The sequence below is a fragment of the Microtetraspora glauca genome (assembly GCF_040656155.1).
Classification (GTDB): Bacteria; Actinomycetota; Actinomycetes; order Streptosporangiales; family Streptosporangiaceae; genus Microtetraspora; species Microtetraspora glauca.
The window spans coordinates 179,219-194,352 of the sequence record NZ_JBFALK010000003.1 but is presented as its reverse complement, the minus strand read 5'-3'; the positions used below and the strand labels follow the sequence as shown (position 1 = coordinate 194,352).

The following is a 15,134-nucleotide window of genomic DNA, read 5'->3' as shown; positions in this document are numbered from 1 at the left end:
GGTGTGAGCATCCAGATTTTCCGCGACGCGTGGGGGATCCCCCATCTGCGCGCGGGCGACGCCCGCGCGCTCGCCTTCGCCCAGGGGCGTGCCGCCGCGACGGACCGGGCCTGGCAGATCGAGGTGGAACGGCACCGGGCGGCGGGCACCAGCGCCGCCTTCCTCGGCGGCGATTCCGTCGGCTGGGACCGCTTCGCCCGGCAGGCCAGGATCGAGGACACGGCCCGGCGCTGCTTCCGGGCGCTCGACGCGGACACCGCGGCCTGGGTCGAAAGCTACGTCGACGGTGTCGAGGCCGGCCTCGCCGACGGGGCGCGCCGCGCGCCGGAGTTCGCGGCCACCGGGCTCGCTCCCGGGCGGTGGCGGCCGTGGACGCCGCTGGCGATCTGGTTGTCGCATCACATCCTCTTCGCGGGATTCCCCGCCAAGCTGTGGCGTGAGGAGGTCGCCACCAGGCTCGGCACACACGCGATCGAGGTCTTCGCCACCGACGGCCCCGGCACCTCGGGAAGCAACGGCTGGCTCGTCGGCGGGGACCGCACCACCACGGGCGCGGCGCTCGTCGCGGGCGATCCGCATCGGTTCATCGAGGACCCCGGGATCTACCAGCAGATCCACCTCGCCTGCCCGGAGTACGACGTGGTCGGGCTGGCCGTCCCGGGCGTGCCAGGAATCGCGCATTTCGGGCACGCCGGCTCGGTCGCCTGGGCGATCACCAACTCCATGGCCGACTACCAGGACCTCTACCGGGAACGGCTCCGCCGCCGCGGAGCGGAGGTCGAGGCGCTCGGCCCGGACGGCTGGCGGCCCGCGTCGGCGCACGTCGAGATCATCGAGGTGGCCGGCGGCGAACCGGTCGAGGTCGAGGTGATCGAGACCGAGCGCGGTCCCGTCGTGATCGGTGCCCCGGCGGGCCGGGCCGGTTCCGGTGCCGCCGCGGGTCGAGACGGCTCCGGGGACGGGGATCCCGGCGGGAGGCCCGACGCGGACCCCTCCGGGGAGGCCGCCTGGGAGGCGATCAGCCTGCGCTGCCCTCCACGGGTCCGCGCCGATCTGGGGTTCCGCGCGCTGCCCGCGCTGCTCAGGGCGAAGACCGTCGCCGACGTGGACCGGGCCTTGGACATGTGGGCGGAGCCGGTCAACGTCGTGCTGGCCGCGGACACGGACGGCGGGCTGCTCCACCGCGTCGCCGGCGCGGTACCCCTGCGCCATCCGGACAACGGCGTGCGGGTCGTGCGGGCGTGGGAGCCCGGTCACGAATGGCGCGGCTGGCAGGACCCGATGCCGCGCGCGGACGTCGACGGCCTCGCCGTGATGGCGAACCATCGGGACCTGGCCGAGCCTCTCGGTGTCGAGTTCGCCCCGCCGTACCGCGCGGACCGGATCCGCCACCTGCTGGACGTCCCCACGGCCTGGACCGCCAAGGACATGGCGGCCGTGCACACCGACACCCACCTGGCCTCGGCCGGGCCGCTGCTCGACCTGCTCGCGGGGCTGGACGGGCTCGGTCCCGAGGCCGTACGGCTCCGCGACCGGTTGCTGCGCTGGGACCGGCGGATGGACGCGGGCAGCGTGGACGCCGCGTCATACGCCGCGCTGCGCTCGGCGGTGGTGCGCCGCCTGGCGGCGCATCCGGCCCTGGCCGCCCTCGCGGGACCGACCGGGACGGCCGGAGCCGTACGCGACTCCGAGGACTCAAGGGAGTCAAAGAGACCGGGGGAGTCCGGGGGGCCGGGGGAGTCCGGGGGGCCGGGGGAGTCCGGGGCGCCCATCCCGTATCCGGAGATCTTCCTGCCCTGGATCGCGCTGGTCCCTCGGGTCGCGTACGCGCTGGAGAACCTGCTGACCACCACCGCGCTCCCCGCGCTGGACGCGACCGGGCCGAGCCGTGCCGACATGGTCAGAGCGGCCGTCGAGGAAGTGGCGTCGCATGGGCGGACGTCGGCGCCGTGGGGGGAGACGCACCGGCTCGCGCCCTGGCAGGCGCTGCCCGGCGAGACGCCCGAGGAGTGGCCCGCGCTGTCCGGCGACCACGACTGCGTACTGTCCACGTCGAGCGTGCCCGGCGTCACCGACCTCAGCGCCCGCGGGCCGGCCGCGCGTTACGTGTGGGACCTCGCGCGGCGTGACGACAGCCTGTGGGTGGTCCCGTTCGGGGCCTCCGGCGTGCCCGGCGACGCCCACCGGCGAGACCAGCTTCCGCTCTGGCTGCGGGGCGACCTCGTTCCTGTGATCACCGACTGGACCCTGCTGACCGAGGAGAGACATGACCAGGAGAGACATGACCACTGAGTTCCCCACCCGCCGCGCGGCCGTGCACGAGCGGGTGATCGACGGTTTCGGCACCGTCCGGATCATCCCCCTGGACCCTCCGGCCGACATCGACGTGATCTACGAGTGGGTCACCCAGGAACGGGCCCGGTTCTGGGGCATGTTGGACGCCGACCGTGAGCGGGTCCTCGAGGTGTACAGCTTCCTGGACACCCTCACCACGCACCACGCCTACTTGGTCCACCGGGACGACCGGCCGGTCGCGCTCTTCCAGACGTACGAGCCGGAGTTCGATCCGGTCGGCGAGTGCTACGAGGTCCAGCCGGGCGACTTCGGCATCCACCTGATGATCGGACCGGTCGCGGGCGAGCCGGAACCGGGTTTCACCGGCACGCTCCTTTCGGTCTTCCTCGGCCACGTCCTGGCGGAGCCCGGCCGGAAGCGGATCGTGGCCGAACCCGACGCCCGCAACGACAAGGCGATCGCCCGCCTGCTCCGGACCGGGTTCGTCCTCGGGCCCGAGATCGACCTGCCCGAGAAGCGGGCCAGGCTCGTCTTCCTGGACCGGGCGGATTTCGGCGCCGGCGGCTGAGCCTGCCCCGAGCCCCCGTCCCGCTTCGGCGGCCGGTCGTGGCTCCCGACCGGCGAAGCGGGCTCCGGGCAATGGGCCGGCAAAGGGAGGGTAGATTATGGATCCGTCGCTACATAGGTTAGCCTTACCTAACACTGCAGCTCTGGTTGTGACCTGCGCAGCCTCCCGCCCGGGCTCGTCCTCGGATCCTGTACCCCTGTCCCCGGTGGCGCCGTGCGGCCGCGCAGTCCATGAAAAACGAGGAACCCCCATGCCGTTCTCGCTCACCCGGGTGCGCCGCCGCGCGCTCACCCTCACGACGATCGTCGCCACGACCGTCCTCGCCCTCGGCGCCTGCTCGACGACCGAGAAGACGGCCGAGGAGAAGCCCGCCCCGGCGCCGACCACGACCGCGAGCGCCGCGTTCCCGGTCACGATCGACAGCGCGCTCGGCCAGGCGACGATCACCGAGAAGCCCGAGCGGATCGTCACCCTCGGGCAGGGGTCGACCGAGACCGCGATCGCGCTCGGCTACACGCCGGTGGGCATCGAGAGCTACGCCTGGGGCAGCGACAAGACTGGCTACCTGCCGTGGATCCACGAGGCGGTGACCAAGGCCGGCGGCACGCTGCCGAAGCAGTTCGACGGCGGTGAGGACATCGACTTCGACACGATCGTCGAACTCGACCCGGACGTGATCCTGGCCCCCTGGTCCGGCATCACGAAGGAGCAGTACGACATCCTCAAGGACATCGCGCCCACCGTCGCCTATCCGGGCGAGCCGTGGACGACGAAGTGGGACGAGCAGATCCAGATCATCGCCAAGGCACTGGGTCAGCCCGCCGACGGCGACAAGCTGATCGCGCAGGTCAAGCGGCAACTCGCGGACGCGGCCGCGTCGCGCGCGCAGTACAAGGACGTGACCTTCTCCTACATCTACACCGCCGGTCCTGGCACGCTCGGCGTGTTCATGCCGGGGGAGCAGCGGGTCGACATGGTCTCCTCGCTGGGACTCACGGTCGACCCGGTGGTGAACACCTTCGAGGAGACCAAGGGCACCGCCTCCGCCCTGATCGGCCTGGAGAACGCGCCGAAGCTCGCGGACAGTGACCTGATCTTCACGTTCTACACCGACGAGAAGACCCGCAAGGAGATCGAGGCGCAGAAGCTGTACGCGGCGATCCCGGCGGTCAAGCGCGGCGGTGTCGTGTACAGCCACGACAACTCGTTCGTCACCGCGTCGTCGATCATCAACCCGCTCACCGTTCCGTGGGTGATCGACCGGTACCTGCCGATGATCGACAAGGCCGTCGCCACCATCGACCGCTGAGTCCGCTGAGACGCCCGGCTCCCATGGCCATCGGCACCCCGCCCCGCCCGAGCGAGGCCGGCGCGAAACGCGCCGGCCTCGCTCGGCGGTCGTCCTTCCTGCTCCTCGGACTCGTCGTGCTCGGGCTGGCGGTGCTGGCGAGCATCGCGTTCGGCAGCCATCCCACCTCGCTCTCCGAGGTCGTCGCCGTACTGAACGGGACCGCGGATCCCGACATCACCACCGTCGTGGAGAGCCGCTATCCGCGGACCGCGCTCGGCCTGCTGGCCGGTCTCTGCCTCGCCGTCGCGGGCACGCTCATGCAGGGGGTGACCAGAAACCCCCTCGCCGACCCCGGGCTGCTCGGCATCACCGCCGGCGCGTCCGCCGGGATCGTCACCGCCACGGCCTTCCTGGGAGCGACCGGCCAATGGGCCGCCGTGTGGTGGGCGCTGGCCGGGGCGCTCGTCGCCGGGGTGGTCGTCCATGTGATCGGGGCGGTGGGCTCCGGTTCGGGCCTGGTACGACTCGTCCTCGCCGGGGCCGTGGTCTCGGCGGTGCTCGGGGCGTACGTGCAGGCGGTGGCCCTGAGCAAGCCGCAGGTCTTCGACAGCTACCGCTACTGGGTGGTCGGCGCTCTGGGCGGCAGGGACGTCGGCGTCCTCATGTCGGTGCTCCCGGCGGCCGCGGCCGGTCTCGTCCTCGCGGTGCTGCTGAGCTCGGGCCTCAACACGCTCGCGCTCGGCGACGAGTCCGCGTCGGCGCTCGGCGCGAATCCGGCCCTGACGCGTTCGGGCGGCCTTCTCGCCGCGGTCCTGCTGAGCACGGCGGCGACCGCGGCGGTCGGCCCCATCGCCTTCGTCGGCCTCGCCGTACCGCACATGGTGAGGGCCCTCGTCGGCATCGACTTCCGGGTCCAGATCGTTTTCTCGGCCGTCATCGGTCCCGCCCTGTTGCTCCTCGCCGACGTGGTGGGCCGTCTGGTCCTGCGGCCGCAGGAACTGATGGTGGGCGTCGTGACCGCGTTCATCGGAGCTCCGGCGCTGCTGCTCGCGGTGCGCAGGATGAAGGGCACCTCATGACCCGGACCCGTGCCGCGTCCCCGCGCGGCTTCGTCACGATCGGCCGCGCCGTGGCGATCCCGGTCGCGCGCGTGTCCGTCGTCGTCGCCGTCGTCACGGTGGTCCTCATCGTCGCGACCGCCGTCGCCACGCTGTCGCTCGGCCGGCTCGGCATCCCGGTCGCCGATCTGCCCGGTGCCCTCACCGGAGGCGCGGACGGCAAGCAGGCGTTCGTGCTGGAGCGGCTGCGCGGGCCGCGCCTGGTCGTGGCCGTCGGCACCGGAGCGGCACTCGGGCTTTCCGGCGCGCTGTTCCAGACCGTCACCCGCAACCCGCTCGGCAGCCCTGACGTGATCGGACTCGCCGCCGGCGCCGGAGCGGGCGCCGCGGTCGTCGCGCTGTTCCTGCCCGGCGTGCTGCCGGTGCCCGCCGGCGCCCTGGCCGGCGGCGCGGCCGCGATGGCGCTGGTCTACCTGTCGACCGGGACCGGATTCCGCAATCCCGGGCGCCTCATCGTGGCCGGCATCGGCGTCTTCTCGATCGCGACGGCGTTCACGCAGTACGTGGTGTACGCCGTGGAGCGGGACAAGGCCGCCGTTCTCACCGCGTACATCAACGGCAGCCTGGCGGCGCGGTCGTGGAGTCACGCCGTCACGATCTGGGTGGTGCTCCTCGTCGTGGTGCCGCTCGTCGCGCTCATCGCGGGGCGCCTTCGCATCGGCGAGATGGGCGACGAGCTCGCGGGCGTGCTCGGAGCCGGGCCGAGATCCACCAGAGCCTGGGCCGTCACCCTCTCGATCGTCCTTTCCGCGGGCGCCGTCTCCGTCGCCGGACCCGTCGCCTTCATCGCGCTGACCGCCCCGCAGATCGCCAAGCGGATCACCGGCCGGCCGGGACCGCACCTGACGCTGGCCGCACTGGTCGGCGCGCTGCTGCTGGCACTGGCGGATCTCGCCGCGCAGCAGTCGCCGGTCCCCGTGAACCTGCCCGTCGGCATCTACACGCTGGCCGTCGGCGGCCTCTACCTCGGCTATCTGCTGACCCGCGAATGGAGAAAGGGAAGCCTTTGAACACCCAGGTCGAACCAGGAGGGAAAGGGCTGGCCGTACGGGAGCTGACGCTCTCCTACGGTGGTGCCCCGATCGTGCGCGAGGTCAGCCTCGACATCCCGCACGGCGGGTTCACCATGATCATCGGACCGAACGGGTGCGGCAAGTCGACCCTGATCAAGGCGCTGGCACGCGGGCTGAAACCGGCCGGGGGGCGCGTGCTCCTGCACGGCAGGGACCTTTGGGCATACCGGGGGAAGGAGGCCGCCCGCCACGTGGCCCTGCTGCCGCAGAACCCGATCGCACCGGACGGGATCAGCGTGGGAGACCTGGTACGACGCGGCCGCTACCCGCACCACACGCTGCTCCGCCAGTGGTCGCCGGACGACGACGTGGCGATCGGCTTCGCGCTCGACCGTACCGGCCTGTCCGATCTCGCGGAGGCGCAGGTGAGCGAGCTGTCCGGCGGTCAGCGGCAGCGCGCGTGGATCGCCATGGTGCTGGCGCAGCGGACGGATCTGCTGCTCCTCGACGAGCCGACCACCTTCCTCGACATCGCTCATCAGTACGAGCTGCTGGAGCTCTGCCGGGAGTTGCACCACGAGGGCACGACCATCGTCGCCGTGCTCCACGATCTCAACCAGGCCGCCCGGTTCGCCTCCCACCTGATCGTGATGCGCGGCGGACAGGCGGTCGCCGAAGGTCCACCGGCTGAGGTACTGACACCGCAGCTCGTCGAGGACGTCTTCGGGTTGGCGTGCGACATCGTGCCCGACCCGCGGACGCTCACCCCGATGGTGGTCCCGCACGCCCGCCGCCCCGCGAACGCGGATCCCGCCACCGCCTGAAGGCACCCTCACGAGAGGCAGACCTCCAACTCGCGGATCTGCGCGTTCAGGCGATCGATACGATCCTGGGGATCTGTCGAGGCCTCGGTCGCCCAGCGCCGGACCGTGTCCAGGATCATCGTCAGGCGGGACTCGGAGACCAGCGCCCGATCTCGTGACAGGTTTTGGATCAGGTCGAGAGCTTCCAGTGACGACGATGTCAGCGAATACACCAGGCTGCCGTCCGGGGCGTTGTCGCGGAACAGCCACTGGTTTCTCACCCACGCGTCGCACAACGCCCGCCGCTCTCCGAGGCCGGCACCTCGATGCCTTCACCGAGCATCTCGCCGAGGTACGTGTCGGCCTGCGCGTGGAGTGCGTCCACCTGGATCGAGCACCGGTCTCGGGAGAACGCGCTGCGCAGTATGGGCACCCGCCTCACGCATCTCCCCATCCCCGCACAATTTCCTGATCACGGCCGGCAAGGCCCGTAAGGTCTGCTCCCGGCTGCTGTAAACCAGGAAAAAGGTCTCGTCGCGCTGCAACGGAGGGAAGAAACCGGAGTAGCAAATCTCTGTATTCGCGAAGCCGTATGCGGTCAGAAGGCGGCCCTTCCGGGCACTGTTCGAGAGCACGATTCCCGTGTCCCAGTCGTTTCCGAACAGCTCTATCGTCAGGATCTTGGCCAGGGGGAGCATGGCGCCCGGTATCCCCTTTCCCCGCCAGCTCGGGTGGACCCAATGTCCGCCGTAGTGCGCCACAGCGCCGGAGAGGACCGGAGTCTCCGAAGGCAGGATAAGATCCAGCGGCCCTTTCAGTTCCGTGGGGAGCGGGTCGTACCACAGCCTCATGGAGCTCAAGTGCCCGGCGAAGTCGTCGGTATGGATCACTCGGGCCGCGAGGCACGCGACGGTTTGCCCGTCGTGGTCCCTGACGTCCAACCAGTAACTGTTGGCCGCGGAAACGGGACTGCGCTCTGGATCGAAGGTGGGATTCGTGCCGTCAGCCCGATCCGCTGTCCGCATGTGACGCACCCAGCCCGAGACGTCTTCGTCGTATCTCAGAGTCAGTCGCCGCCGGCTGAACCAGCCTTGGGATTCTCGAAGGAAATCGTTCAGTACTGCGGCAGAGGCTGTTGTCCTACGTCCTGCCTCGAGGATCTTTTCGGGAAAAATTCGAGCCTCCGAACCGCTTGTGCCCATGATTTGATGGCCGTCCTGTGGCGTCCGTGAACGCCGCTGCGGGTTCCTGCCTGTCGCGGCAACCTCGCTATTGCGCTACCAGGCCGCCGTGCGTCTGGCTCCGAACAGGATTCAGCCCCGAGGCCGAGGACGGCCGTCGTGGGAAATCACCAGAACCTGTTCCGGACTAACGTGGGCATTCGCATGCCTCAAAAGTGAACTCAAAGCACCTTCGCCGAGGTTCTCGGCTTCGGCCGCGGTTGTGATCGGGATTTCTCGCCGGTAGCGATGGAAAAGATCCTGATCGCCCAGATTCTGGAGGGCATAGTTTCTCCAGCCGGGAACGGGATCGCCTTCTCTTGCCTGCAATCCCACGATCGAATACCCCAGCGGAGCGAACACTTGGTGCAATCCCGCGACGGTGGCGCCGGTACCGAATCCACACACCAGGTAGCGGATTCCAGGCCAGTTCTGACGGATCTCCCGCAGAAGGTGTGCCGCCCATCGCTCCACGCATTTCACGAGGGCCGCGTTGGTGAACTGCCTCGGCCAGCACCAACCCGCCCGCTCGTACCGAAGGCACAATTCGCGGCCTTCCTCGATGCTCGTGATCACCCGCACATCGCCACGGAAGCCACGCCTCATGAGGTTGTCGCGGCCGGCGGCGTCCGCGACGGCGACCGTCGGCAGTCCGCCTCTTCTTCCGATCAGGTCCAGGGCGAGCGCGGTCGACGCCCCCGACATCTCGACGAATCCCCGGACGTCCTCCGGAACCGCGTCAAGGTAAAACTCGTACGTCAGGTATTTGAGGCTTCCCGATTCACACAGCCCGCCCCACAGCACGACCGGGCCGTTCTCATCGGGCCGCGTCAGGGTGAAAAGCATGTTCATGGCGTTCATGCGGAGGCGACCGAGCCCCGGATGTAACGGTGGTCGAAGAAATCCACGTACAGGTATTCGGGGTAGGACACCATCTGGTCCCGCCCCAGGAGGACGCCGCGCATGATCTCGCTCACCATCATCCCGGCGGCGGTCGTGGCGCCGATTATGCACGTGGGAGCGTGCCCGCGCCCGGCGAAGCAGGCATCCCAGTACTCCCGCACCACATAGCTGCCGAGGCCGGGGATGATCTTGGGGAGATCGATGCGCCCATCCGGAAGGATGTACAGGTCTTGGTAGAGAGGTGCTTCCGGCTGGAACACGTGCAAAGCGGCCCCGAATCCCAGCATCAGGGCCGTCATGATGACGATCCCCCGCTTCCGGCACTCCTGATGAAGCCATTCTTTGGCCCTGGCGCCGACGATGTCGATGGCTTCCACGACGTAATCCACGGGTTTTCCGTCGAAGCCCGAGAGCAGGGAATCGATATTGCTTTCCGTCACGCCCTCCGCGACGTTGCGGATCCGCAGCTCCGGGTTGATGTCCCGGCACATGTTCCGGACGACATCGATCTTGGGATGGCCGAGGGTGCTGTCGAAGCTGCCGATCTGACGATTGGCATTGTGCACTTCGTAGACGTCGAAGTCCGCGAGTGTCACCCAGCCGAAGCCGAGGCGGGCCAGATCCGCCGCGCACTGCCCGCCCGCGCCGCCAACTCCGGCAACGAGAACATGGGTGTCCGCGACCCTCTGCATCGACTTTTCGTCCAAGATGCCCAGGTTGCGCTGCAGTCTGGGATTTACCGCGACGATTTCCACCGGAAACCTCATTTCTGCATGCAGACGTAATAATTTTCGCCGTAGTAGTCGTCGCCGTCCGCGGCCAGGGGACGCGAGAAACCCAGGCGCCGCAACGTGTCGACCAACTCGTCCACTTCGAAGAACGTCACCATCTCGTTGGGATCGGTGGTCAGTTTCTGGGCGCAGATCGTGTGATGGTCCACCGCCGCCTGGAGCGCCTCGGTGTAACGACCTTCCGCTTGCCACTCCGCGATGGAGTGCCGCAGGACCTTCCGCAGGTCCGGCCGGCGCTTCGGCCCGGTGGCGACCACGACGCCCCCCGGTTTGAGGTGCGAGAACACCTCACGGAGCGCTGATTCGGCGTCTCGGACGTAGAAGAGAACGTTGTTGAGCACGACCGCGTCCGCATCGGAGACGACCTGGGACGGAAACCGCTCCACAGGTCCCGCCATGACCGTCCACCGGTCGCCGGCTTCGTCCGGCGCGTCCGCTTTCTTGTCATGAGCCAGCTGCAGCATGGCGGAGTTGTTGTCGAAACCGACGACCTGGTGACCGCGGTCGATCAGGGCCTGGCTCACCAGTCCGGTTCCGCAGCCGGCGTCGATCACGGTCCGCCGGCCCTCCGTGTCGCGCAGGATCTTCGTGAGCATCTGCTGGTAGCAGTTCAGCTGGGGAATAATCTGGTCGTAACTCTTGGCGAAATCGGTCCAGATGTTGTCCTGCATATCGCTTTCAACTCCCTCAAACGATTCCGCTCGCTCGGCACGGGCCGGCAGACGCGGAATCGGGGTTTGTGCCTGAGCGATCTCCGGCGTACCAAACGTCATCGCCATGATTGGTTCCGGGCGGGTGAACCGTGGCGAAAGACATGCGAGATCACGAGCGGTGAATGGCCGCTGCCGGCCCTTGCAACGGCTCGCCCTTTGATGCCACGACAACACCATCGGGTCGACGGTCGCCATCATAGGCTCGCCTCATGTGACACTGTCAAGATGTACTCGGCCGGCTCGAAATCCACGCATCCGGGAGGCGAGCCGGCGGATCTGCTCTGCGCGGAGCTGCTCTGCGCGGACCTGCGCCGACGCCGGCTGCGCAACGCCTGCCAGGACTTTCCGCCGGCGGAATTCGGATCCCTCTATCGCACGTAGTTGAACCCGGCTATCCTCGCCGGAGCCGAGTAACCCGGCCTCCGTCGAACCTGGTGCGGTTCACTCCACGACGAGCCTCGCAGAATGGCCCAGGGCCTTTCCTCATCGGGAAAGCGGGAGCAGCCGGTTTCGTTTCCCGATGCCACCGCAGCCTCGATGCGAATTCTGGCGATTGTCGCAACACGGGCCGGAGGCTTTCCACTCTCCGCCTTCGGGAGGATCTGTGATCACAACCTCGCGTACCGTCACCACGCCCGAGCGTCCCGCACGCAGGGAACTCACCGCCGCCACCGTCGGTGGCGTCGTCGAGTTCTTCGACTGGACGCTTTACGGCGTGCTCGCCCCATACTTTGCCCAGCAGATATTCCCCGGAAGCGATTCGCTCACCAAGCTACTCGCCGCCTACATGGGCTTCGCGATCGGCTTTTTCACCCGGCCGCTCGGCAGCATCGTCATGGGCCGCGTCGCGGACACGCGCGGCCGGCGCTTCATGATGACCCTGTCGGTATCGGTCATCGCGATCGGCAGCCTCCTCATCGGTCTCGCGCCGACCTACGCGTCGGCAGGTGTGACCGGGGCCGTCCTCGTCGTGGTCGTACGGTTCGCGATGGGGCTGTCGGTGGCGGGCGAGCTCGCCAGCTCGGCGGCTTTCGTGACCGAGACGGCGCCGCGGTCCCGCCGGTTCCTCTACAGCGCCATCTCCTACGGGGGCAGCGCCCTCGGACAGCTGCTGTCCTTCGCGGTCCTGTCCGTCCTGCTCGTCGGCTTCGGCAAGGAAGGCCTCGAGAACGGCGCCTGGCGGTACGGCTTCCTGGTGGGGGCGGTTCTCGGATTGGCGGCCCTGTGGATCCGCCGGTCGGTGGAGGAGCCCGAGGAGTTCGTCAGGACGCGCGTGTCGGGCGAGCGTCCCAAGGTGGGCCCGCTTCTGCGCGCCAACCTGCGCAAGTTGCTCGCCGTGTTCTTCATTTCCGTCGGCACCACGATGAGTGTCTACTTCGGAAGCCTCTACCTTCCCCAGTACGCGATCGGTGCGGGGGTCGTCTCCGCGTCGGCGGGGTCCACTCTGATCATGGTCGCGGTGCTGGTCCAGTTCATCGCCATGGTCGTCTTCGGAAAGATCTCCGATCGGCTGGGTCCTCTGACGCTCACGCGCGTCGGACTGGTCTACCTGGCCGTGGCGACCGTGCCGCTGATGTCGGCGCTCCTGTCGGGAGCGATCCCCTTCCTGCCCGCCGCCTGCCTCTACGTGATCGGCGCGGCTCCGGCGCTGGCGGTCCTGAACGTGCTCGGCGGGCGGCTGTTCCCCATCCACATCCGGGCCATGGCCATCGGCGTCTCCACCTCCCTGGCGGTCGCGTCATTCGGCGGCACCTTCCCGCTCGTCGCCGAGTCCATGACCGGTTCCGGGCACCAGGACTGGGTCGGCTGGTACGCCGCCGCGGGCGCCGTCATCTCCGTCATCGCCTCGCTGTTCATCCGCCGGTCGGACCTCCGGGATGACGAGAACTAGCGTCAGCTCGCCACCCTGATCGTGCCGGTCGGTACGATCAGGGTGGCGGCCGCGTCGTTGCCGTTGAGGCGTGAAAGGCATCGACCGGACAAGGCATCCCAAGGCCTCACTAGTGGATTCTTAGGAGGGCCCCGGAAGACTCGCCGGTGTCTTCGGGAACAGGGCATGGCGCCCGTCCCTCTAAACAGGCCTTAATGCTGCAGTCGGGTTTCGTGACCTTATGCGTTTCAGCATGTCGAGTGTATGAGTGCTGAGGGCCCGCAGGAGTTCGGGCTGGATGTGTTGTTCGCGCGGGTGGCGGGCCGGTTCGGGCGAGTGGAGTCCCGGCGGCAGGCGCGGGCGTACCTGACCGGCTTACTGGCTCCGCTGGAGCGCAAGAACGGCTGGCAACTGGCCGAGGCGGCAGGGCACGTCACGCCCGGGCGGATGCAGCGACTGCTGAGCAACGCCCGCTGGGATCTTCCTGGCGTACGCGTCCCCGCTGGGCGAGGCGTTGATCGACGCCGAACTCTACCTGCCGCAGTCCTGGCTGGCCGACCTGCCACAGCCCCGCCGGAACCGTCATCGACGACCTGGCCCGCGTGGCCGAGGCCCACCGGGCGATCGGGGAGTGCTTCCGGAGCGCCAAGAACGAGACCGGCCTCGACCACTACCAGGTGCGGCACTACGACGCCTGGCACCGCCACATCACCCTGGCCATGCTCGCCCACGCCTACCTCGCGGTCACCGCGCCCGCGCGGTCAGCAGCGGTCCGGTCGGCTTCACGGGAGCCGGGGGCCGTCGTCTCCTGGCATACCTGACCCGCCCCCGCCGTCCGGCCGGTGCGCGATGAGTGGCAGCGCGTCGAGCCCCGTCCCCCCACGCCGGCCGACGCCGGCGCCGCCTCCGAACACAACGAAATGCCGTTGTAGTCTCAGCGGGCGCCCATAAGAAAGCGCTAAGCACTCCTCGGCACGCTGCTCCTCATGAACGCTAAAAAGATCTCGTGTTCGGCGGCGTCGCTCGCCCTCGCGGCGGGCCTCGCCGTCATCCCCGCCCCCGCGCAGGCGGCCGCGCCGGCACAGAAGAACTACGACTTCAACGGCGACGGCTACAACGATGTCGCTCTCGAGGGCGCGCGCGTCCTGTACGGCGGGCCGAACGGGCTCAGCAAGACCAACACCGTCCTCCTCAAGCCCCCCGCCGACTGTGCGACCTCCGACTACAAGTGCAACGATCTAGGCCTGCATCTGGCCGCAGCCGATGTCGACAAGGACGGCAGAACCGACCTCATCGCCGCCACCAGTGGTACGCGGTCGTCAACTCGTGGACATCCACCGGCATCGCCCAGAACACTCGCCGCCTCCCTTACACGGGCTACAGGGGATATGGCGTGTATACGACAGACAAGATGCAGGCCGGGGAGTTCGACGACCAGCCCGGCATCGACATCGTCAAAACCATGTGGAAAGACCAGTGGTTCGGCAGCGAGACCCTGGCCGGGTGGTACAACGGGGCCCAGCAGGGCACCTACCAATACCTGTACAACCAGGACGGGTCGAGCACGATGGTGCACGCCCATGACACCGCTGCCGGTGACGTCAACGGCGACGGGAAGACCGAACTGGCGTACATCAGCGGTGACAACAACGGATATACCTACGAGCTGAGCGTCGTATATCCCCCGCACACCTCTCCGCTTCGGCGCACCATCCTCGGCACCCTGGCGTCGTGCGGCAGCGCCGCCGCGGGGTGTGCTCGAGCCACCACTCGCCCTGCCATGGGCGACGTCAACGGCGACGGCTACGACGACCTGATCACGGTCACCGCTGGTTCCGACGGGACCCTGCAGGTCTGGTACGGCTCGCCCACCGGCCTGCCCGCCACGCCGAGCTTCTCCACCCGTGACCTGACCTGGCTGAAAGACGATGTGGATATCCGTGTGGCCGTTGGTGACGTCAACGGTGACGGCGCCGCCGAGATCGCCATCGGCGACTGGCAGAAGACGGTCTCCGGCAAGGTGTGCGCCGGCATGGTGGCAGTGATCCCCGGTTCCGCCGGTGGTCCGGTGCTGACCGGAGCGCAGTTCGTCACCCAGGACCACCTCGGCTCCACCCCGACGCCGACCGCTCCGGTCACCGATCCCCTCAGCACGCAATCTCAGACCAACGACAGCTTCGGCGACGCCGTCTCGATCATCGACGTCACCGGTGACGGCAAGGGCGAAGTCATCGTCGGCGCCTCCGGCAAGAACAGCAACGCCGGCATGCTGGCCGTCCTGCGCGGCTCGGCCACCGGCATCTCCGCCACCAACGCCCAGCTCATCTACCCAGGCGACCTGGGCATCACCGGTGCGTCCCGCTGGCCTGGCTTCATCCTGCACTGACGATCGGCGCACCGAGTAAGTCCGAGACTCTGTCAGCGCGCTCCGGCCAGTACGAGATCCCGCTGGCCGGAGCGGTCCTGTGCCGGAGGGCGAGGCGGCACACGGCCGCGGGCGTGCGGCTCTCCCGCCCCTGCGCGAGCCGTCGATCCTCATGGACGACCGC

Annotated in this window: 13 protein-coding genes and 1 pseudogene; 9 read left to right on the top strand and 5 right to left on the bottom strand. The window is 68.6% G+C overall.

What is annotated here, in order from left to right; genetic code table 11:
• The first annotated feature begins 3 nt into the window (after positions 1-3).
• The 6 genes from AB0I59_RS07095 to AB0I59_RS07070 all read left to right on the top strand — a co-directional run bounded on the left by AB0I59_RS07095 (position 4) and on the right by AB0I59_RS07070 (position 7,109).
• Positions 4-2,292 (top strand): penicillin acylase family protein, encoded by a 2,289-nt coding sequence (locus AB0I59_RS07095; protein ID WP_358130996.1) that lies wholly within the window; start codon positions 4-6, stop codon positions 2,290-2,292.
• Positions 2,282-2,863: a GNAT family N-acetyltransferase gene (locus AB0I59_RS07090; protein WP_358130993.1), complete on the top strand. Its 582-nt coding sequence runs from the start codon at positions 2,282-2,284 to the stop codon at positions 2,861-2,863. Before AB0I59_RS07095 ends, AB0I59_RS07090 begins: the two co-directional genes overlap by 11 nt.
• A 250-nt stretch (positions 2,864-3,113) precedes the next feature.
• A complete protein-coding gene (locus AB0I59_RS07085) occupies positions 3,114-4,172 on the top strand; it encodes an iron-siderophore ABC transporter substrate-binding protein (RefSeq protein WP_061252491.1) in 1,059 nt (352 codons plus the stop codon).
• 23 nt (positions 4,173-4,195) lie between these two features.
• A complete protein-coding gene (locus AB0I59_RS07080; RefSeq protein WP_358130990.1) occupies positions 4,196-5,233 on the top strand; it encodes a FecCD family ABC transporter permease in 1,038 nt (345 codons plus the stop codon).
• Positions 5,230-6,282, top strand: coding sequence for a FecCD family ABC transporter permease (locus AB0I59_RS07075; RefSeq protein WP_061252493.1), 1,053 nt, complete (start codon positions 5,230-5,232; stop codon positions 6,280-6,282). The genes AB0I59_RS07080 and AB0I59_RS07075 overlap by 4 nt, the downstream gene beginning before the upstream one ends.
• Complete coding sequence (locus AB0I59_RS07070) at positions 6,261-7,109, top strand: ABC transporter ATP-binding protein (RefSeq protein WP_061252494.1); 849 nt, start codon at positions 6,261-6,263, stop codon at positions 7,107-7,109. The genes AB0I59_RS07075 and AB0I59_RS07070 overlap by 22 nt, the downstream gene beginning before the upstream one ends.
• An 8-nt stretch (positions 7,110-7,117) precedes the next feature.
• Here the strand turns inward: AB0I59_RS07070 and AB0I59_RS07065 are convergent, their stop codons facing one another.
• The 5 genes from AB0I59_RS07065 to AB0I59_RS07045 form a co-directional block, all read right to left on the bottom strand.
• The gene (locus AB0I59_RS07065; RefSeq protein ID WP_358130987.1) at positions 7,118-7,369 is read right to left on the bottom strand and encodes a DUF3375 family protein; all 252 of its coding nucleotides are present in this window, start codon (positions 7,367-7,369) and stop codon (positions 7,118-7,120) included.
• Complete coding sequence (locus tag AB0I59_RS07060; RefSeq protein WP_358130984.1) at positions 7,366-7,530, bottom strand: hypothetical protein; 165 nt, start codon at positions 7,528-7,530, stop codon at positions 7,366-7,368. The genes AB0I59_RS07065 and AB0I59_RS07060 overlap by 4 nt, the downstream gene beginning before the upstream one ends.
• An 871-nt stretch (positions 7,531-8,401) precedes the next feature.
• Positions 8,402-9,169, bottom strand: coding sequence for a pyridoxal-phosphate dependent enzyme (locus tag AB0I59_RS07055; RefSeq protein ID WP_358130981.1), 768 nt, complete (start codon positions 9,167-9,169; stop codon positions 8,402-8,404).
• Positions 9,166-9,966 (bottom strand): ThiF family adenylyltransferase, encoded by an 801-nt coding sequence (locus tag AB0I59_RS07050; RefSeq protein WP_358130978.1) that lies wholly within the window; start codon positions 9,964-9,966, stop codon positions 9,166-9,168. Before AB0I59_RS07050 ends, AB0I59_RS07055 begins: the two co-directional genes overlap by 4 nt.
• 8 nt (positions 9,967-9,974) lie before the next feature.
• On the bottom strand, positions 9,975-10,913 hold the full coding sequence (locus AB0I59_RS07045; protein ID WP_358130975.1) for a class I SAM-dependent methyltransferase: 939 nt from the start codon (positions 10,911-10,913) through the stop codon (positions 9,975-9,977).
• Positions 10,914-11,319: 406 nt separating this feature from the next.
• On the opposite strand from AB0I59_RS07045, the gene AB0I59_RS07040 reads away from it, so the two are divergent.
• The 3 genes and pseudogenes from AB0I59_RS07040 (at position 11,320) to AB0I59_RS07030 (ending at position 14,971) form a co-directional block, all read left to right on the top strand.
• Positions 11,320-12,606 (top strand): MFS transporter, encoded by a 1,287-nt coding sequence (locus AB0I59_RS07040; RefSeq protein ID WP_061252499.1) that lies wholly within the window; start codon positions 11,320-11,322, stop codon positions 12,604-12,606.
• 243 nt (positions 12,607-12,849) lie between these two features.
• Positions 12,850-13,406: pseudogene (locus AB0I59_RS07035) on the top strand (transposase).
• A 572-nt stretch (positions 13,407-13,978) separates the two neighbouring features.
• Positions 13,979-14,971 (top strand): FG-GAP repeat domain-containing protein, encoded by a 993-nt coding sequence (locus AB0I59_RS07030; RefSeq protein ID WP_358130972.1) that lies wholly within the window; start codon positions 13,979-13,981, stop codon positions 14,969-14,971.
• Positions 14,972-15,134: the final 163 nt, after the last annotated feature.